This window comes from Streptococcus sp. GMD1S, from assembly GCF_000296875.1.
Classification (GTDB): Bacteria; Bacillota; Bacilli; order Lactobacillales; family Streptococcaceae; genus Streptococcus.
In genome coordinates, this window is the sequence record NZ_AJQY01000023.1 from 1 (window position 1) to 19,159 (window position 19,159).

At 41.3% G+C, this 19,159-nt stretch carries 24 protein-coding genes and 3 pseudogenes; 23 read left to right on the forward strand and 4 right to left on the reverse strand.

Annotated features, from left to right (window positions below; genetic code table 11):
* The 13 genes and pseudogenes from GMD1S_RS11675 to GMD1S_RS04545 form a co-directional block, all read left to right on the forward strand.
* Positions 1-165, forward strand: a pseudogene (locus GMD1S_RS11675) (tagatose-bisphosphate aldolase); the annotation flags it as partial.
* Positions 166-312: 147 nt separating this feature from the next.
* Positions 313-1,350 (forward strand): aldose epimerase family protein, encoded by a 1,038-nt coding sequence (locus GMD1S_RS04490; protein WP_000649405.1) that lies wholly within the window; start codon positions 313-315, stop codon positions 1,348-1,350.
* Positions 1,351-1,457: 107 nt separating this feature from the next.
* A complete protein-coding gene (locus GMD1S_RS04495; protein WP_000220444.1) occupies positions 1,458-2,312 on the forward strand; it encodes a VOC family protein in 855 nt (284 codons plus the stop codon).
* A gap of 299 nt (positions 2,313-2,611) precedes the next feature.
* Complete coding sequence (locus GMD1S_RS04500) at positions 2,612-3,184, forward strand: hypothetical protein (protein WP_000381578.1); 573 nt, start codon at positions 2,612-2,614, stop codon at positions 3,182-3,184.
* Position 3,185: 1 nt separating this feature from the next.
* On the forward strand, positions 3,186-3,854 hold the full coding sequence (locus GMD1S_RS04505) for a hypothetical protein (RefSeq protein ID WP_001226448.1): 669 nt from the start codon (positions 3,186-3,188) through the stop codon (positions 3,852-3,854).
* Positions 3,855-3,969: 115 nt separating this feature from the next.
* Positions 3,970-4,629, forward strand: a complete 660-nt coding sequence (locus GMD1S_RS04510) for a hypothetical protein (RefSeq protein ID WP_001226098.1) — start codon at positions 3,970-3,972, stop codon at positions 4,627-4,629.
* Positions 4,630-4,642: 13 nt separating this feature from the next.
* Positions 4,643-5,308, forward strand: coding sequence for a hypothetical protein (locus tag GMD1S_RS04515; protein ID WP_000660944.1), 666 nt, complete (start codon positions 4,643-4,645; stop codon positions 5,306-5,308).
* A 46-nt stretch (positions 5,309-5,354) separates the two neighbouring features.
* A complete protein-coding gene (locus GMD1S_RS04520) occupies positions 5,355-6,020 on the forward strand; it encodes a hypothetical protein (protein WP_000660947.1) in 666 nt (221 codons plus the stop codon).
* Complete coding sequence (locus GMD1S_RS04525; protein ID WP_000767351.1) at positions 6,017-6,466, forward strand: hypothetical protein; 450 nt, start codon at positions 6,017-6,019, stop codon at positions 6,464-6,466. Before GMD1S_RS04520 ends, GMD1S_RS04525 begins: the two co-directional genes overlap by 4 nt.
* Positions 6,456-6,920 (forward strand): DUF5085 family protein, encoded by a 465-nt coding sequence (locus GMD1S_RS04530; protein ID WP_000897912.1) that lies wholly within the window; start codon positions 6,456-6,458, stop codon positions 6,918-6,920. Before GMD1S_RS04525 ends, GMD1S_RS04530 begins: the two co-directional genes overlap by 11 nt.
* A gap of 51 nt (positions 6,921-6,971) precedes the next feature.
* On the forward strand, positions 6,972-7,634 hold the full coding sequence (locus GMD1S_RS04535) for a hypothetical protein (protein WP_000076910.1): 663 nt from the start codon (positions 6,972-6,974) through the stop codon (positions 7,632-7,634).
* A gap of 76 nt (positions 7,635-7,710) precedes the next feature.
* Positions 7,711-8,268 (forward strand): DUF3592 domain-containing protein, encoded by a 558-nt coding sequence (locus GMD1S_RS04540; protein WP_001031652.1) that lies wholly within the window; start codon positions 7,711-7,713, stop codon positions 8,266-8,268.
* A 199-nt stretch (positions 8,269-8,467) separates the two neighbouring features.
* Positions 8,468-8,725: a metal-sensitive transcriptional regulator gene (locus tag GMD1S_RS04545; RefSeq protein ID WP_002880547.1), complete on the forward strand. Its 258-nt coding sequence runs from the start codon at positions 8,468-8,470 to the stop codon at positions 8,723-8,725.
* Positions 8,726-8,945: 220 nt separating this feature from the next.
* Here the strand turns inward: GMD1S_RS04545 and GMD1S_RS04550 are convergent, their stop codons facing one another.
* The 3 genes and pseudogenes from GMD1S_RS04550 to GMD1S_RS04555 form a co-directional block, all read right to left on the reverse strand.
* On the reverse strand, positions 8,946-9,242 hold the full coding sequence (locus tag GMD1S_RS04550; RefSeq protein ID WP_000450167.1) for a rhodanese-like domain-containing protein: 297 nt from the start codon (positions 9,240-9,242) through the stop codon (positions 8,946-8,948).
* A pseudogene (locus tag GMD1S_RS12700) lies at positions 9,217-9,583 on the reverse strand (rhodanese-like domain-containing protein); the annotation flags it as partial. The pseudogene GMD1S_RS12700 and the gene GMD1S_RS04550, both read right to left, overlap by 26 nt.
* 9 nt (positions 9,584-9,592) lie before the next feature.
* Complete coding sequence (locus tag GMD1S_RS04555; protein ID WP_000468871.1) at positions 9,593-9,901, reverse strand: rhodanese-like domain-containing protein; 309 nt, start codon at positions 9,899-9,901, stop codon at positions 9,593-9,595.
* A gap of 174 nt (positions 9,902-10,075) precedes the next feature.
* Between GMD1S_RS04555 and GMD1S_RS04560 the strand changes: the two genes are divergently transcribed.
* Complete coding sequence (locus GMD1S_RS04560) at positions 10,076-10,639, forward strand: sugar O-acetyltransferase (protein ID WP_000200257.1); 564 nt, start codon at positions 10,076-10,078, stop codon at positions 10,637-10,639.
* 272 nt (positions 10,640-10,911) lie between these two features.
* Positions 10,912-12,147 carry a carbohydrate-binding domain-containing protein gene (locus GMD1S_RS04565; protein WP_000837416.1) on the forward strand — a complete coding sequence of 412 codons (1,236 nt, stop codon included), beginning with the start codon at positions 10,912-10,914 and terminating at the stop codon, positions 12,145-12,147.
* Between the two features lie 54 nt (positions 12,148-12,201).
* Here GMD1S_RS04565 and GMD1S_RS12705 read toward each other — a convergent pair.
* A pseudogene (locus tag GMD1S_RS12705) lies at positions 12,202-12,345 on the reverse strand (low temperature requirement protein A); the annotation flags it as partial.
* Positions 12,346-12,566: 221 nt separating this feature from the next.
* On the opposite strand from GMD1S_RS12705, the gene GMD1S_RS04570 reads away from it, so the two are divergent.
* The 8 genes from GMD1S_RS04570 to GMD1S_RS04605 all read left to right on the forward strand — a co-directional run.
* Positions 12,567-13,283, forward strand: coding sequence for an ABC transporter ATP-binding protein (locus GMD1S_RS04570; protein WP_000854375.1), 717 nt, complete (start codon positions 12,567-12,569; stop codon positions 13,281-13,283).
* 1 nt (position 13,284) lies between these two features.
* Entirely contained in the window at positions 13,285-14,367 is a 1,083-nt protein-coding gene (locus GMD1S_RS04575) for an ABC transporter permease (RefSeq protein ID WP_001259044.1), read from the forward strand.
* A 39-nt stretch (positions 14,368-14,406) separates the two neighbouring features.
* Positions 14,407-15,030, forward strand: coding sequence for a TetR/AcrR family transcriptional regulator (locus GMD1S_RS04580; protein WP_000361926.1), 624 nt, complete (start codon positions 14,407-14,409; stop codon positions 15,028-15,030).
* A gap of 33 nt (positions 15,031-15,063) precedes the next feature.
* Entirely contained in the window at positions 15,064-15,291 is a 228-nt protein-coding gene (locus GMD1S_RS04585; RefSeq protein ID WP_000262211.1) for a hypothetical protein, read from the forward strand.
* Positions 15,292-15,314: 23 nt separating this feature from the next.
* Positions 15,315-16,079 carry a nucleoside phosphorylase gene (locus GMD1S_RS04590; protein ID WP_000615020.1) on the forward strand — a complete coding sequence of 255 codons (765 nt, stop codon included), beginning with the start codon at positions 15,315-15,317 and terminating at the stop codon, positions 16,077-16,079.
* A gap of 33 nt (positions 16,080-16,112) precedes the next feature.
* Positions 16,113-17,492: a TrkH family potassium uptake protein gene (locus tag GMD1S_RS04595; RefSeq protein ID WP_000897922.1), complete on the forward strand. Its 1,380-nt coding sequence runs from the start codon at positions 16,113-16,115 to the stop codon at positions 17,490-17,492.
* A 13-nt stretch (positions 17,493-17,505) separates the two neighbouring features.
* Positions 17,506-18,171 carry a potassium channel family protein gene (locus tag GMD1S_RS04600; RefSeq protein WP_001283881.1) on the forward strand — a complete coding sequence of 222 codons (666 nt, stop codon included), beginning with the start codon at positions 17,506-17,508 and terminating at the stop codon, positions 18,169-18,171.
* A 155-nt stretch (positions 18,172-18,326) separates the two neighbouring features.
* Positions 18,327-19,159, forward strand: an 833-nt coding sequence (locus GMD1S_RS04605) for an SSURE domain-containing protein (RefSeq protein WP_000671338.1), incomplete at its 3' end; no start/stop codon positions are given.

The following is a 19,159-nucleotide window of genomic DNA, read 5'->3' on the forward strand; positions in this document are numbered from 1 at the left end:
CTTTGCGGCCGTGCAACTTGGGCTGGATCAGTTGAAGCCTACATCAAAGACGGTGAAGCAGCAGCTCGTGAATGGCTACGCACAACTGGTTTTGAGAACATTGATGAACTCAACAAAGTTCTCCAAACCACAGCGACTTCATGGAAAGAACGTGTAGAAGCATAAAAACAAGAATAGAAGAATCCCTTTTTGTTAAGAAGATACTTAAGGTTTTCTGACAAAGGATTTTGAAAATAAAAACTACAACCATAGATGGTAAATACACTCTCTATGGTTTGTTTACTTGAGAGAAATGGATCAAAGGAGAGAAGAATGAAAGCATACACAGAGCGTGTATTTGGAAATCATGAGGGCAAGGATGTCTTGGCCTATCGCTTTGAGACTGACAGTGGCTATCAACTAGAAATCATGACCTATGGTGCGACCATCTTGCGCTATGTCACACCTGACAAGGCTGGAAACTTTGCCAATGTTATCTTAGGATTTGATGATTTTGCTAGCTATGTAGGCAATAGTCCCAAGCATGGAGCAAGTGTAGGTCCTGTAGCAGGCCGTATTGCTGGAGCGACATTTGAACTCAATGGTCAGACCTATGACCTTGAAGTCAACAATGCTAGCAACTGTAACCACAGTGGTTCAACAGGTTGGGATTCCAGCTTGTTTGAATTGGTCGAAGTGAGCGACCATGGTTTGACTCTCTACACCGAGCGTACAGACGGGACCGGAGGATTTCCTGGTAATCTCAAGATTTGGATTAGCTACCACTTGGAAGAAACTGGCGCCTACGAAGTCAGCTATAAGGTGACGACAGATCAGGATACGCTTGTCAATCCAACTAATCACAGCTACTTCAATTTGTCTGGTGATTTCACGCAGACAGTTGACCGCCATGTCTTCCAATTAAATACGGAGGGCATTTACCCAATCGCTCCGGACGGTGTGCCAGCAAAAACTCCAGATGCTGATTGTGATGTGGTGAAACATATCTACAATGGTGCTTTGCTCAAGGATATTTTTGCAGAGGACGATGAGCAAATCCAGCTGGTATCTGGTTTGGATCACCCATTTGCTCTTCCTGCAGGTCATGACAATGCTGGTTTCCTTTATGACCAACACTCAGGTCGTTTCCTGCTTTTCAAGACAGAGGCTCCTTGCTTTGTGGTCTACTCAGCAAACTTTGTAGATGAGAGTGTCATCATAGCTGGTCAGCCAATGATTCAGCACAATGGGATTGCCCTTGAAGCGCAAGCTTTACCAGATGCCATTCACAGTGACCTCAAAGACCAAGTCATTCTCAAAGCAGGGCAAACCTTTACTAGCAAAACTCGCTACGAGCTTGTTGTTAAATAAAAAGAAGAGCTGGTTTCCAGCTCTTTTGAGTTGACTTCGTTGACATTTTATCTTAATAGTGTATAATTGATGTAATCTATAAAGTTACAACAAAAAGGAGACACCCTATGACTTATGCATACCAAAGCCACATTTACCTAGCGGAGGCTGTTTTAAATGTCAAGGACTTGACGAGTCAAACGGCTTTTTATCACCAGATTATTGGCTTGGAGATTTTATCCCAAACAGAGACAGAAGCGATTTTGGGACTCGGTCGAAAAGCCTTGGTTCACTTGATTCAGGCAGAAAAGGCTGGCGAAGTAAGGGAGCATTATGGGCTCTACCATTTGGCGATTTTGTTGCCGACACGAAAAGCCTTGGCAGATGTCTTGAAACACCTAAGTGACTTGCGGATTCCTCTGGTCGGAGGTGCAGATCATGGATACAGTGAGGCTATTTATCTAGAGGATTTGGAAGGAAATGGCATTGAACTCTACCGTGATAAGCCAGTATCTTCATGGGATATTCGAGAAGACGGCCGCATTATCGGTGTGACTGAAGCCCTTGCGGCACAGGACATCTATGAGTTAGGAGAAAAGGTGGATCCCTTTATCCTAGCTGAAGGGACGAGAATGGGGCATATTCATCTATCTGTGAAGGATAGTCGTGCGGCGAGCCAGTTTTATCAAAAGGTGTTAGGACTAGAAGATAAATTTAGCATTCCTAGTGCTAGTTGGATAGCGGCTGGTCAGTACCATCACCACCTGGCTGTCAACGAATGGGCTGGAAAAGGGTTGGCTCCGCGTGAGCAAGGCTTGTCAGGCTTGGCCTACTACGTCCTTGAGGTCGAAAGCAAGGAAGAACTCTTAGCTATCGTTCAGCAAGCACAAGAGCTAGAGGCACAGATCAAATGGCTACATTCGAGTGAGGTGGATCTTGTAGACCCAGATGGGATTGTGACTCGCATTCGCTTGGCACGATGAAACGAGGAAAACACATTATTTATTTTAGAGACATAGGAAAAGGCGGACAAGCTCGCATTCTGTTTTTAGAATGCGGACTTGTTTGCTTTTTTATGAAATGACGAAACCTTTCTTGGATCTAGCAAAGGTATCTGCCGGGGATATTTTCCCTTTTCTGGGGGTTCATGCTATAATACTAATAAACTTTTCTTTCTCTAGGAAGGCAAACACCCAAAATCGGCTAGAATGCTGGCAATCGTTGTCACGATGCTTTTAAGAGAAAGTAGGATTCTGTTTTGAGTTTAGGAAATGGTAATAAGATGGACACAAGTGTAAAAAATTTAATCAGTATGGGCCCTCTGGAGGACTATTTTATTTATTATGATCTGAGGAATCAAGTATTCTATGAAGTAAAACAAGGCATGAATTATTCAGCCATTGCAGCTCCTATTGCAGTCTTTTCCTTGCAACGGCTGTCGAAGTTGCTCAACCAAACCTTTGGAGATGTCTCCTCACCTTTCAATCTGCTTTTCTTTATCTTGATGTCTCTGTTTTTGATTTTCGGAACAATTCTTCTTGCCAAATCTACCCGACGTAACATGAAGACAGATAGATTTAGAAAAGTTCGGCTGACAAAAGCCAACATCAAAACCCTTAGGAGAAAATCTAGGGCGTTGACAGTAGTTGGCTACATTTTTGTTTTAATAACGATTTTTTCAGCCTATCGTTATCTGGCTGTTTCTGATTTTCAATTTTTAATTATGTACATGTTAGGGATTGGTATTCTTACATATATAGTTTATGATTTTCGGATGAAAACGCGCAAACGACTGTTCAAGGAGCTGATGGAGACATTACAGGACGGTAGCCGAGGGAAAGAGGGAGAAATGTAAGATGAGAAAAATCATTTATATAGGCCAAGGATGCCAGCAATCCGTCTACTATAACACAAAGACGAGAGAGGCTTTAGCGACAGAATCTAGCACCTCGTCAGAAACCGACGGTGCCATCAGTTCAAAGAAATCCAAGTGGCCTTGGGTTGTCTTCTTTATTTTCTTGCTAGTTGCTATCATCAGTATTTGGATTCGTTCCTTGATAGCACCCTTTAGATTGAGTGAGTGGATGGCACCTATCCATCTAGCCGCTATCCTTTTCGTTTTTATCGGAAGTGTTTATGGATTTGAAAAACTGTTCTACAGTGGGGCTAAGTCGCTTGTCCCAGCAAGTGAAGAGCAGTTTAAAGAAGCGGTTGAAAGTAGTAAATTTTGGAAAAAATCTCCGGATAAGGAACCAACAGTCGATAAAATCATCTTGTATCTATTTGTTATCCTCGTTCTTCTATTTGTTTTTGTTATTGTTGTGTTCTTTGCCATACCTGGAACCTTCATTCCCTACTATGAACATGAATGGTTTGAGCCCTCTATGTTCATGGTACCAATCGGAGCAACGATTGTCCCAGTTAGTGTCGTACTGCTCTTGTTCCAAAACAACCCAATCCGCTGGCTCTTAGCCGTACGAAAATACAAGCAGGGAAAAGTGATATTTAGGGAGAAGAAGAACTAGAAACATGAGAGAGACGCTATTACCATTACCAGTGGTTGGTGATGTTTTATCAACAACCTATGATAAAATTGAAGTTTCTGATTATAGTGATTGGTGGAAACTGTGGTGATTTTATATGAGAAAAATAATTTTTATTGGACAGAGCGGTGATAAGGCCGTTTACTATAATACGCGAACAAAAGAGGCTCTTGTAGCAGATAAGAGTGCCTTGTTAAATACAGAAGGGGCTAGGAGATCGAATAGGGGGATTGCTCCTTTAATTGCTATATTCTCTTTGTTAGGTTTACTCGGAGGATTTGTTGCAATACCAATTTTCTCAGGCCTTCGTTATAATAGTGGGATGGTTCCTATTTTTATTCTTTGTCTTTCCTTTATCCTATTTGGATTTATATGGATGATGGAAGTCGCCTTATATAAAGGAGTGAAACGAGTCCAAGGAGCAACAAAGAAAGAGTTTAAAGAAGCAGTTTATTCAAATTTGTTCTGGGAAAATTTTAGTGAGAAAAAAGCGACGTTTGCGAAAATGTTGGCTTTTATGATTGTCATGCTACTAGTTTTTATGACTACTATAGTAATATTTGCTGCTGCAATTCCGGGCACTATTGACTCATTCAATAAGCAAGAGGCATTTGATATACAAATCTTTTTCTCGCCTTTAGCAGGTCTCTTTCCTGCCTTGTTGTACCTTTTCTTATTCCAAAACAACCCTATCCGCTGGTTCTTAGCTGTGCGAAAATATGAACAGGGGAAAGTGATATTTAAGGAAGAGAAATAAGTGGGAGGATAAGATGAAAGAAAAGTATGTTGAGTTTTTAAATATGGCAGTTGTGGATACTAGTCCTATAAAGCGTTTTGATTATATAAGGGCTTTTGCAATGGAGATTGTTTTTACTTTACTAATATTTATAGTATCTATTTTTATAAAAGGTGAGATGCATGATGTGAGTATGATTATCTTTTACATTACTATTTATCATGCAGTAGCTTTATTGTCCATGTTCTTGCTATTCCAAAAATTTTCCAAATCAAAATTCTTGCAATTGATTCCAGCCAGTTCTATTTTGATTTCTCATGTTGAGTTTCTCTTCTGGGGATCTATATTTTTAGGGAAGAACTATTGGTCTGTCTTCACGATTTTAATTGGCCTAAGCCTTATTTTTCAGTTACTGACCTTTGTTTACCAGTTGTTAATTGTCCCTAAAGCTAAGAAATTACCACAGGGTGAGTATAGGAAGAATCTTTTATTTCTTCCTTCTGTTATTTGCCTATTGATTTCCGCTATTGTAGTAGTTATAGCACGTTTATTTACGTTGTCAGGAATATATGTAGTTTCTTCCCTCGTCGCAGGGAGCATAGCCTGCCTTCCCTTCTATTGGCTTGAGTATGCACGAGTATTCACCGGTTGGAAAAAGAAAAGCACGAATAACTTTATTTATAGAGGCACAATAAAATAAAATTAATTAGAGTGGCTAGTAGTACAGCTCATGCTAGGAGGATAAGATGAAGGAAAAATATTATGAATTTTTGAATATACTGATGACTGGTTATAAACCAGTAAGAAATTTAAATTTCTATCTTGCATTTTTATTCGAAATTCTATTTACTTCAGTAGTACTGATTGTTTCTATATTTACTAAGAATCAAATGCATAATCTTAGTATATTTTTGATTCATGTTACTATTGTCCATATGGTAATAGTACTGCTTGCATTTTTATTGTTTCAAAAATTTTCCGCTTCAAAATTATTACAATCAGTTCCGACGACTTCGTTTCTTTTTCTTCATTTTGAGTTTCTTTTTTTGAGCTCTATATTCTTTGGGGAACAGTATTTATCGATATTCTTTCTTTTCATTGGATTGAGCTTTGCTTTTCAAGTGATAAACTTTTTTTATCAAATATCAATTGTTCCAAAAGTAAAACAAATGCCAGATACTGAGCATAAGAAGAATTTGTTACACTTACCAACCCTTATTGTAACAGTAATGTCGGCGGTAATAGTAGTCATAACACGATTGTTTATGTTATCTGGAATCTATATTATCATCGGATTAGTAGGAATGAGTATTTCATGGAACTCGTTCTTTATTCTCGGATATACTCAAGTATTCACAGGTTGGAGAAAGAAAAGCACGAATAACATTATTTATAGAGGAGAAATAAAATGAAATTAATTAGAATAGATATCAGCAATATTGCTTATACAGAGAAAAAAGTTCCCATGGATTTTTTTCTAGATTTGATTGAAGGTTGTGAAAAATTATTATTTGAAACAGGGGTCTATAAAAATGGTCCGACAACGATTGAAACATGTTTGAGCACTTTTGGAAAGCCAGGAGAAGCCTCGTTTAAGGTCTATATTCCGACAAACATCCCAATTGAAGGAAATGATGAATTTCAATATCTAGAACATTTTACTATTAAGCAGTGTGTCTCTGATGTAACTCCATTTGATGAACATTTCCTTCCAAAAATTGAAGAAATGAAGCAATATATTCAAGATGAGGGGTTGGAAATGCAAGGAGATACCGTTTTTCTAGCGATATTGCCAATATTTGGGCAACACTTTGTTGAAATTAATATCCCAATTAAGGAGATTTCAGATGCTATTTAAAAACGTGGGAGAATACCAAGATATACAATATAGAAATGTTATCTCAAGGTATTATACAGTATCTCCAGAAGAGATGCCAGACACTTATAACGCTTTTTTAGACGAAGTAAGAAAAGCAGGATATACGCTTCGAGGACCTTTCTTTTATACGATTAATTCCAAGTTAGAAGAAAATCAAGATGTGTTGATGGAGCTGTTTATCCCAGTAGAAGAAGAGTATATTGAAGATGCTTTGCCAAAAGACTTTTTGTATCACAGTCTGTTTCAAGTTTTAAATACTGTTTCAACTAGAATTTTAGAACCAGATGATGAGTCAGTGAAAGAGGGAATAAGCTTCTTGGCGGGTTATATCTATTATCAGGGACATTGTGAGTTGACCCCTCCCTTCTTTTTTACCACAATCTCTGATGAGAAAGTCTATACAGATATTAAGGTAGGGGTGTTGAAGGAGTAAGTCGAATTTTTAATAAAGCTCACAAAAGAATAAAGAAAAGAGGGAATGATAATGTCACAAGAGAGATATTTGCAGATCAAAAAAGAGCATCAAGTTCGTAAGTTTGTGGGGCGTTTCCTCTTCATTCTTCTCGCTATCCTCGATGTTCTACTGGTATCAAGTCATTCCAATTATGTCCCGCTTATAACGGTGGCTATGGTAACGATTGTGCCTTTTAATCATTTTCTACTTGGTCCTCTTAGGAGACAGAAAAAAGCCATAGAAAAAGAGCATCCAGAATGGAAAATACTCAGTACAAAGGGAGTAAAGGTTCCTTCGACTGAAGCCAATAAAAGAACCTTGGCTGGTATTGGGATTTTGATGGCCTTGTTGTTGTCTTTTGGGCTATTCTATAAACCTGTGAAACAGCCGAACGTCCAAGTAAACAATCCGCCTAAGCTTGATTTTAACACGCCTGGAACGTCCAAGTCTTCTGAGTCTGAGTCGTCCAGTTCCTCTAAGACCAAAGAATCCAGTTCCTCAGAGCCGAAATCCTCGTCTTCGACTGAACAAAGTTCTAAAACCGAAAGTTCAGGAACAAAACCGTCAAAAAGCGAGTCCAATAATCCTTATTACCAGATTCCAGGACTTACTGACGAACAGGTGAGAGATATCATATCGAAATCTGTAAAAGATTTGAGAGAAAAACAGTCAAAAGAAAAATCCGAAGAGTAGACTCGAGGGCATCGATGTCCTTTCTGGATGAGTTAGTTTTAAGATTTTACTGTATAAAATAACAGGAGGAGTTCATATGAATAAAGAAGTAATTGGTTTGATAGTTGGGACAATCGTCATCTTCCTATCTTTTGTATTTGTGTGTGGGACCTTTCTCTATCTCTATCTTCGAGATCAGAAGTTGGTCCGTCTTGCCAAGTCATCCGTACAGGGAACGGTTATCGGCTATAGCCGTTTTCGTGAGGGGTATCCACCTATCGTCGAATACACGGTGGATGGGATTGCTTATAAGAAAACCTTGCAGTATTTTATGTTCAAAACGATCACAATTCCGTGGGGGACTACTAAATTTTTAAAGGACTATACAAGAGAAGATATGCTAGCGCCTTCGATCACTCGCTACAGCAACTCCTTTGTTTCCTTCAAACGCTTGATGCAGACCCATTTCCCCCTTCATTCGGAACTGACGGTCTGGTATGATCCAGACAAGCCGACCAGGGCCTATGTCGAACGTTACAGCGGAATGGACAAGTTTTACAAGTGGTTTGGTATCGGATTTGGGCTGGCTCTAGTTATAGTCTATGGGATAGTGATCCTAGCATTTTTGTCCAATTTGTCCAAGATATACGCATAAAGGTCAGTTGGTTGAAAGGAAACGTGACTTCCCATCGAGCTTCAAGGAGGACAGAGTTTCTTTTCCATTTCCGTGCTTATCAATCTTTTCTTTCTGATACAGAGAAAAGGTTGCCTCCTACAAATACAGACAGGAAGTGAATTTTGACAAAGCCCCTTATTCGAGATATAATGAAGAAAAAGTGACCAAGGATAAATTAATGACAAACTCAAAGTATATAACACGCCTGAAACGTTCAGAGGGTCAGTTGCGTGGGATTCAAAAGATGATTGAAGAAGATCGTGACTGCGCAGATATTGTTACGCAGTTGACAGCAGTGAAATCTAGCGTTGAGCGCGTGATTGAGATGATCATTACTGAAAATCTCACTGACTGTATCAACCAACCACTAGACGACCCCGAGGCTCAAAAGGAACGCCTAGAAAAGGCCATCCGATACCTGATTAAACGAAAATAAACTAATTTGCTATTGCTAAACAATGCAGACAAAGGCATTTAAGTCTATTTCGATAAAGAAATCATGTCGGCCAAACGGATGAGTCCCCCCGATACCAACGAGCAACCTCTTTTTAGATGCCGTCAATGTGCTTCTTTTTTAAAAGCGATGGGCTACGAGCCCTATATCAGCGGGTTGCAGAAATGAAAAAACCGATTAAGTTTCTTAATCGGTTTTTTGCTTATTCTACTTGACCGGGCCAAGCATTCATACCACCTTCTACATTGATAACGGTGAGGCCTTGGGCGCTTAGAAATTCACAAGCAGATGCGGAACGGACTCCACCTTGACAGATGACATGATATTCCTGGTCAGGTTTGAGTTCTTTGTAACCTTGCTCCAAGGTACTTAAAGGCAGATTTTTAGCACCTGGTGCATGTCCTGCTTGGAATTCATGCACTTCACGTACATCGATAAGATTTAGATTTTCATTTAGGTATTTTTCATAAAAGTCAGCCATGCTGATACTCGTTTCCATATTCGACTCCTTCTGGATTAGCCATTTTATATTGTGAATAAGCGCCATCAAGGTTTTGGACGGTAAATCCTGCCACTAGAGGATACGCTCTGTGATCTAGCTGCGCAAAACACTGTGGCAGTTAAGGATGTAGGTTTGGTTCTTGTCTGGTTCATCCAAGTTCTCCCATAGTTTGTTTAGGGGGATATGAATGGTATCGACCTTGGGTCGCCCCCCTGAAATTCGCCACTTATCCGTACATCTAGGGATTTTTGGCCCTTAGTCAGATCGTCTTTGAGCTGACACCATTGGATATTATCGCTCAGACCTTCGATAAGGTTCAAGGCTGTGTAGCCAATTATTTTATGCTTCTAGATGACCTTGCCTGTCCAAGCGCTCATACCGCCTCGGACATTGATGACATCGTAGCCTTTTTTCTTTAGCTTTTTCGCAGCTAGTTTGCTTCGCACACCAGAATGACAAATAACATAGAGTGTTTCTTTTGTCGCAGGTGTGTAAGAACCGATTTCCGTTAAAGGAACATTTTTTGCATTTTTGATATGGCCTCTACGGAATTCCATAGGCGTCCGAACATCCAGTAGCTGAATCGGTTCTCTGAGTTTAGCTTCTAACTCGCTGGTAGAAATACTGTCAATTTTTGTAAATAATAAGTGAAACATAGGCACCTCCACATATACCCTTATGGGGTATATTAAACCATGAAGTCAATCTTTTGTCAAGCAAGTTGTTTTGACTTGGAGGGGATTGGTTTTGAGAGTCTAGAAAGCAGGCTATTCTTGACCTTTCAAAGGCTTTTTGATATGATGAGTCCAAAGTAAGTGTGAGGTGATAAGATGACCAGCGAATACCAGAAAATGATAGCAGGGGAGCCTTACCGTCCGTCGGATCCAGAGTTGCGGGTCTTGGCGCAGGCTTCTCGCCAAAAACAGGCTGCCTTTAACAAGGAAGAAGATCCCTTGAAGGGAGCAGATATTATCAAGACTTGGTTTGGCTCAACTGGGGAAAATCTCTATGTCAATCCACGCTTGGTGGTCGATTATGGAGTCAATATCCATCTAGGGGAAAATTTTTATTCTAATTGGAACTTGACCATGCTGGATGTTTGTCCGATTCGCATCGGGAACAACGCCATGCTTGGCCCCAACTGTCAGTTTTTAACCCCACTCCATCCACTGGATCCGGATGAACGCAATTCAGGGGTCGAATACGGCAAGCCCATCACCATTGGAGATAATTTCTGGGCTGGAGGTGGCGTCATTGTTCTTCCTGGAGTAACACTGGGAAATAATGTCGTTGTAGGAGCAGGGGCCGTGATTACCAAGTCTTTTGGCGACAATGTCGTCCTAGCTGGGAATCCTGCGCGTGTTATCAAGGAAATCCCAGTAAAAGAAAACTAAAAAGAACAGCCGAGGCTGTTCTTTTTATGAGCTTTAGTCTTATAGATTTTTCTTCTTTTTGGCTTTTTGGGTTAGAGTGATATCGCACTTGGGAATGTTGCTTTTAAAAACTATTAAATGCATTTTAGTACTCTCAAATTGTTTCTAGTAGCCCTTTCAAAAGAATACTGAGCGAAACTGAATTTAAGGAAACTTTCAGAAAAGTTTTAGTTTTGTTTCAGGAATCTTCTGTAGACTGTCTAGCTATATCATACGAAGGAGAGGAAAAAGCTATGAAATCAAAAAAATGGACCCTACTCGCAACGAGTTTAACGGCAATAGTGCTGATGGCAGCATGTGCCCAGTCAACAACTACATCCAATACCAATGCAACGACAAATAGTGCCACAACAACTGCAACAAAGACAAACCAATCATCCTATTTTACAGAGAAGGACAATGATACTTCTTATGACGAAAGCACAGCTTCTAAGATTGAGTTATCTGGCTCATCAGCAAACGTCTTTGGGGATGGCGTGACAGTCTCTGAATCAACAGTGACCATCACAAAATCTGGGACCTATGTGATTTCAGGTCAGTCTGACGGAGTGCAGATCAAGATCGAGGCAGATAAGTCTGCAGATGTTCATCTAGTCCTAAAAGGCGCGACCATGACCAATACCAATGCAGCGATATCTGCGACATCAGCTGGTCATGTCTACTTGACTCTAGCAGAGGGAACCACCAACAGTCTCTCTGACTCAAGCTCTAACAGTGACGAAAAAGCAGACGCAGCTCTCTTTTCTAAGGTGGATTTGACCATCAACGGGAAAGGAACTCTCAATGTAGATGGCAAGAAGAACAATGGTATCAAGGCCAACGACACCCTCCACATCACGGGTGGAACCTATAACATCACAGCAGTTGGCGATGCCTTCAATGTCAATGATGAACTCAACATCACTGGTACGACCATGACCATCGATGCCAAAGAGGATGGGGTCAAGGTGGACAATGACGAGGATACTTCAGTTGGGACCATGTACCTATCCAACAACAACATCACCGTCACAGCAGGAGATGATGGCATCCACGCATCTGGAGACCTCGTCATCGATAGTGGTACCTACACCGTCAAGAATTCGACAGAAGGACTTGAAGGTAAGTCAATCACTATCAACGGTGGGGATATTAGCATCTACTCAACAGATGATGGAGTCAACGCAGCTAACAAAAACGCCCAACAGAATGAAATCTTCTTCACTATGAACGGCGGGAATCTGACTGTAGAAGTCGGCCAAGGAGACACAGACCCAATCGACTCAAACGGCAATATTACGGTCACAGGTGGGACCATTAAAATGACTGGTCAAACAGGTTTTGACTTTGATGGAACAGCGACCTACACAGGTGGAGATATCTATCTCAACGGTGAAAAACAAACGGAAATCGTCAATTCTATACCTGGAGGCGGTGGACCAAATGGAGGCCCTCAAGGCGACGGTCCAGCCCCTGGCGGACAAGGATAAAAAAGAATCTCCTTTCTCGAAAGAGAAGGGAGAGTTTTATGTAGGAAGGATTTTCTAGAATAAATACCAATCCGGAGTTGAGAACTTCTTGGTCTGTTTCATATAAAAACGGATAAAGTGAATTTCCATAGCTAAGGTTATCAAGGTTGCTATTGTGATGACAGTAGTAGGATTGGCTGAGAAAAGTAGAGGAAGAATAGGCCTTTAAAAAGTGGACAGGAAAGACCATTTCGGAGTATCGTGAAGAGATTTAGAAACAGCTCTAAAAGCAATAGCTATCCATTATAAACATCAGATACGAATCTGGTGTTTTATTTTTTTAAAGAATTTAACCCTTTCTCTTGACAAGTGAGTGATTACTCACTATAATAGCTTCGGTGATTTAAAAAGTGAGTATTAACTCACCAAGGAGGAAGTAAATGAAAACATTACTACATTTACAAGATTTAGTAAAATCTTTTGACCATCAAATAGTTCTGAATCATGTCAGCTTTGAATTGCAGCCAGGAGAAATTATAGGATTAATTGGTCCGTCTGGTGCTGGTAAATCAACTATGATTAAGACTACGTTAGGAATGGAAAAGGCTGATGGAGGCGTAGCTTTAGTGTTAAATCACACTATGCCCAATCGCCATATTTTAGGAGATATTGGCTATATGGCCCAATCAGATGCTTTATACGAGTCCTTGTCAGGCCAAGAAAATCTGGAATTTTTTGGTCAGCTAAAGGGGCTTTCTAAAAAAGACCTAAAGGCGGAAATTGCTTATATAGCTCAAGTAGTAGATCTGACAGACTACTTAAACAAGGCGGTATCTGGTTATTCTGGAGGAATGAAACGGCGTTTGTCACTGGCTATCGCGCTTTTAGGAAATCCTCAACTCTTGATTTTGGACGAACCGACAGTTGGAATCGACCCTTCTCTTCGAAAGAAAATCTGGAAAGAATTATTCGCGCTTAGAGACAATGGGGTTGGGATATTAGTTACTACCCATGTTATGGATGAAGCAGAGTTGACGGATAAGGTCGGCTTATTATTAGGCGGAAAAATCATTGCTTTTGATACACCGCAACACTTAAAAGAAAGTTATCAAGTTTCAAGTATTGAAGAAGTATTTTTAAAAGCAGAAGGTGAGTAAAATGAGAACAATAGCGATTGCAAAAAAAGTCATCAAAGAATTACTTCGCGACAAACGAACTCTAGCTCTGATGTTTATAGCACCTGTTTTTATCATGTGGTTGATGAACCTCATGTTTTCAGCTAGTACAACCGTGGATGTCAAGTTAGCAACACAGGATCTACCAACTGGTTTGGTAACGAAAATGGATGAGCTCGATCATGTGGACGTCGAGACTTATCAAGACTTAGATCAAGCCAAAGAAGCGCTAGCAAATGAAAAAGTCGATGCTGTGATTTCTTATAAAGACGGTGAGTACCAGGTCGACTACGCAAATACGGATGCTTCTAAAACAACTATGACACGACAAGTGTTACGAACGAGTATCGCCAGTGAAGGCACCGATCAGTTAGTATCTCGTGTTAAACAAGCTCTTCCACAATTGGACTCGGACGCAAAAACACCAGAAATCAAGGAGTCTTACCAGTATGGAGATGAAAATACAAGCTTCTTTACCAGCATGATTCCGGTTTTGATAGGTTTTGTAGTTTTCTTCTTTGTCTTTTTGATTTCAGGTATGGCGCTTTTGAAAGAGCGCACCAGTGGAACACTAGAACGTTTGTTAGCAACACCAGTGAAACGATCTGAAATCGTCTATGGCTATATGTTGTCTTACGGTATTATTGCGATTTTTCAAACGGCAGTTGTCGTTTTAGCAGCAATTTGGCTACTAGATGTAGAAGTTGTAGGAAGTATTTTAAATGTTATAATAGTTAATGTGGTACTGGCTCTTGTAGCACTAGCTTTTGGAATTCTCTTGTCTACTCTAGCAAAATCAGAATTCCAAATGATGCAATTTATTCCTCTCGTGATTATGCCCCAACTTTTTTTCTCAGGAATTATTCCATTGTCATCCATGGGAGAATGGGCTCCAACTGTGGGGAAATTTTTGCCATTAACCTATTCTGGTGATGCAATAAGCCAGATTATTCTTTACGGGCACAATCTTGGTGATATTTTGTCAAATCTTGGTGTTTTAATGGTTTTCTTGATCATTTTAACAATTCTTAATATTGTTGGATTGCGTCGTTATCGTAAAGTTTAGAAATCAACATAAATAATGCTAAAAAGGTGTGAAGATTAGATGGATAAGACTGTTTTTGAATCGTTTGAAGATTACTTAGAAGAAGCGAATTACCCTCAAGGAAAGAAAAAAATCATGCAGGCAGCAGTGGATCTCATATCAACCAGGAGTTACCATGGGACCTCAACTCTTCACATAGCTGAGCGTGCTGGACTAAGCCAAGCAACTTTGTTTAAGTATTTTAAGACGAAGGATGATTTACTGACGGCTATTTTACATCCTGTAGTCCCAGGCATTTTCGGCAGTTTTTTTGAGGAACTCTTAGCTTTTGAAACGACAGAAGAGAGGGTTCGTTATCTCGTCCATGATCGTATGAGCTATCTCAAAAAAAATCGTGCTTTGATGAAAATCATTCTGCAGGAGAGTTTTTCAAATAAAAAACTAAAAAATGAACAGATTTTTATCTGGAGTGCTATTCAAGATAAACTTCGAGTGCTTCATAAGGAATTGCTAGCAGATCCACGTGTAAATCCAGAGTTAACGATTCCTCAAATGGTTCGTATTTGTGTTGGTCCATTGTTGGCTTACTTCGCTCAGCTTTATATCGTTAGTGACAACGGAGAAATAAAGGAAGAAGACCTAGACTTATTAGAAAAACAGATTTTAGGTGGTTTGTGGAAATAGAGTAGGCCTAGACAAAATGGAGGCTAGATTCTATTGGTTTGGCTTCTTGTACAAGATAATATAAAAGGGTATACATTACCTGATGCAGATTTGTGCTTTTTTATTGTTGAATTTGGTATTTTGGTGATAGTCCTCAATCACTTTACTAAAACAGAAACCGACTTCTCCAGCGGTGCAACGATTTCTCAGGTGTATGGAAGAGGAGATTTCTGGCTTGCTAAAGACAACTCCTTGACACTCCGTCAGTTTTTGATACAATAGTACAAAATTAGAGGAGGTGGGCGATGATTCAGAAGCATGCGATTCCCATTTTAGAGTTTGATGATAACCCCCAAGCGGTCCTTATGCCAACACATGAGGGGTTAGACTTGAAGTTGCCAAAGAAGTGTATCTATGCATTTTTGGAGGAGGAGATTGACCGCTATGCTCAGGAAGTAGGGGCGGACTGTGTTGGTGAGTTCGTTTCTGCCACCAAAACCTATCCAGTATATGTCATCAACTACAAGGACGAGGAGATCTGTCTAGCCCAGGCGCCCGTGGGCTCTGCCCCAGCGGCCCAGTTTATGGATTGGTTGATTGGCTATGGTGTGGAGCAAATCATTTCCACTGGAACCTGTGGCGTCCTAGCCGATATAGAGGAAAATGCCTTTCTCGTCCCTGTTCGCGCTCTGCGAGATGAGGGGACCAGCTACCATTATGTAGCGCCTTCTCGTTATATGGAGATGCAGATTGAGGCTGTCTCTGCCATTGAGCAAGTTTTGGAGCAAAGAGGCATTCCTTATGAGGAAGTTATGACCTGGACGACAGATGGTTTTTACCGAGAGACGGCTGAAAAGGTTGCCTATCGCAAGGAAGAAGGCTGCGCTGTTGTGGAAATGGAGTGCTCGGCTCTTGCGGCAGTGGCTCAGCTACGTGGTGTTGTCTGGGGAGAATTGCTCTTTACTGCAGATTCCTTAGCGGATCTGGACAACTACGACAGTCGTGACTGGGGCTCAGAAGCTTTTGATAAGGCACTCGAACTCTGTCTTGCCATTGTGCACCACATGTGAGTGTTCTGACTGTTTTTATGGTAGAATGTAGTTATGTTATTCAAATCTTTTTTGGAAAAAATCAAGACGATACTGGGACGCTTGTCGCCAGCCCGTCGCATCTTTTTAAGTTTTGCCCTAGTAATCTTCTTGGGTTCTCTCCTTTTAAGTCTCCCCTTTGTGCAAGCAGAAACGTCACAAGCGACCTACTTTGACCATCTCTTTACGACCGTGTCCATGGTCTGTGTGACAGGGCTTTTCACTCTGCCAGTGGCTTCGACTTATAATATCTGGGGCCAGTTGATCTGTATGATTTTGATCCAGATTGGTGGTTTGGGGCTCATGACCTTTATCGGAATCTTTTATATCCAAGGCAAGCAAAAGCTCAGCCTTCGTGGTCGTGAGACTATTCAAGAAAGTTTCAGTTATGGAGAAACCCAGTCTCTAAAGGACTTCATCCGCTCAATCTTTCTGACGACTTTTTTGGTGGAAGGGATCGGTGCCTTTCTCTTGAGTTTCCGCTTTATTCCTGAATTTGGCTGGGGGCGAGGGATTCTAACCTCTATCTTTTTGGCTGTTTCAGCTTTCTGCAATGCTGGATTTGATAATTTTGGAAGTACGAGTTTGGTAGCCTTTCAAACGGATCCCTTGATCAATCTAGTGATCGCAGGATTGATTATCACGGGGGGGCTAGGATTTATGGTCTGGTTTGACCTAGCGACCCAGTTTGGGAAAAAGAAAAAACGCCGTCTGCGTTTCCATACCAAGTTGGTTCTCTTTTTAACGGCGGGAATTCTGCTCTTTGGAACCGTATCGACTTTGTTCATTGAGTGGAACAATCCTGGAACGATTGGAAATCTCAGCGCTCCAGAGAAATTGCTGGTTAGTTTCTTTCAGACCGTCAGCATGAGAACGGCAGGTTTTGCTTCCATTGACTACACCCAGGCTCGACCAGTTACCTTGTTCATCTATATCCTACAGATGTTTCTAGGAGGGGCGCCTGGAGGGACAGCAGGGGGGCTCAAGATTACGACCTTCTTTGTCTTGTTGGTCTTCGCTCGTAGCGAACTATTGGGCTTGCCTCATGCCAATGTGGCTCGGAGGACTATTGAACCCCGAACCGTGCAAAAATCTTTCAGTGTCTTTATTATCTTCTTGCTAACATTCTTGCTGGGCTTGATTCTGCTAGGGGTAACCGCAGAAGGAAATCCGCGCTTTATCTACCTCATGTTTGAGACCATTTCAGCCCTTGCGACAGTTGGGGTGACGGCAAATTTAACACCAGAGCTAGGCAAGATAGCCCTCAGTATCGTTATGTTGTTGATGTTTATCGGCCGTATTGGTCCCTTGACACTACTGGTCAGTGTAGCGGAATACCAGCCAGACAAGAAAGATACGATTCACTATATGAAAGCAGATATCACTATTGGATAAGAAAGGAAGAACGATGTCAGATCGGACAATTGGAATTTTAGGCTTGGGAATTTTTGGGAGCAGTGTTTTGGCTGCTCTAGCCAAGCATGACATGAATATCATTGCTATTGATGACCACGAGGAACGCATTAATCAATTTGAACCTGTGCTGGCGCGTGGGGTAGTTGGAGATATCACGGATGAAGAACTCCTTCTATCAGCGGGGATTGACACCTGTGATACCGTAGTTGTCGCAACGGGTGAAAATCTAGAATCCAGTGTTCTCGCGGTCATGCACTGCAAGAGTCTAGGGGTGCCGACCGTTATTGCCAAGGTCAAAAGTCATACAGCTAAAAAGGTGTTAGAAAAAATTGGCGCGGACGCAGTCATCTCACCAGAGTTTGAAATGGGGCGCTCATTGGCACAGACCATCCTCTTTCATAACAGTGTAGACGTCTTTCAGCTGGACAAGAATGTATCGATTGTCGAGATGAAAATCCCCCAATCATGGGTAGATAAAAGCCTCAGTCAGTTGGATTTGCGTGGGCGATACAACCTCAACGTACTTGGCTTTCGTGCCTACGAAAATGCTCCTCTGGATGTCCAATTCGGACCCAATGACCTCTTGCAGGCAGATGCCTACATCATGGCCGTCATTAATAACCAACATCTGGACACCCTAGCTGAACTGAGTGAGTAGGAGAGGAAGGGTACTCTCTTTCCAAATAATTAACGAGTCAATATAAGTATTTTATAAGAGGGATTTAAGAAAAATTTTAACTTTTTCTTAATCCTTTTTAATTTTAGGAGATTATACTAGAGTCATCAAAAAAAGAAAACTCTAAGGAGAATCCTATGAAATTCAATCCAAATCAGAGATATACTCGTTGGTCTATTCGCCGTCTCAGTGTCGGTGTTGCTTCAGTTGTTGTGGCTAGTGGCTTCTTTGTCCTAGTTGGTCAACCAAGTTCTGCACGCGCTGATGTCGTCAATCCGACTCCTGCCCAAGTCGTGCCAGACGCTGCTTCGGTGAGTGAAAAAAGCGACTTACCAGCAGAGGTTCTCAAAAAAGCAGTCGATGTAGCTCTTCCTTCAGAACAAGCAGACTCAGCACCTAAAGCAAGCTTGGATACTACAAGCTCTTCAGAAAAAGCGGATGCAACTGCTAAAGAGCCTGCAGTAGCGCCAAAAGAAGAAGTACAAGCACAACCTGACTCTAAGAAACAAACAGAAGATGCAGTTAAACCTGTGGAAAGTCCTGCGTCTACAGTTTCTGGACAAGACCGTGAAGCCAGTGAAGCGCAACCAGCGACCACCCCAGCTGAAGTGCAAAAAGGCGTGGCTGACAACACCAAAGATACAGTAGATGTTCCGGCTAGCTACCTTGACAAAGCCAATTTCCCAGGTCCATTTACAGCTGGTGTCAACCAAGTCATTCCATACGAATTCTTCGCTGGTGACGGCATGTTGACTCGTCTTATCTTGAAAGCATCCGACAAGGCTCCATGGTCAGACAACGGAACAGCTAAAAATCCCGCTCTCCCACCGGTAGAGAAATTGGGCAAAGGCCTTTACTTCTACGAAGTAGACTTGGCCGGAACCCAAGGCAAATCTGACAAAGAGTTGCTTGATCTCTTGAAACAAAATGGTACTCAAAGCTATAAAGCTACTATCAAGGTGTACGGTGC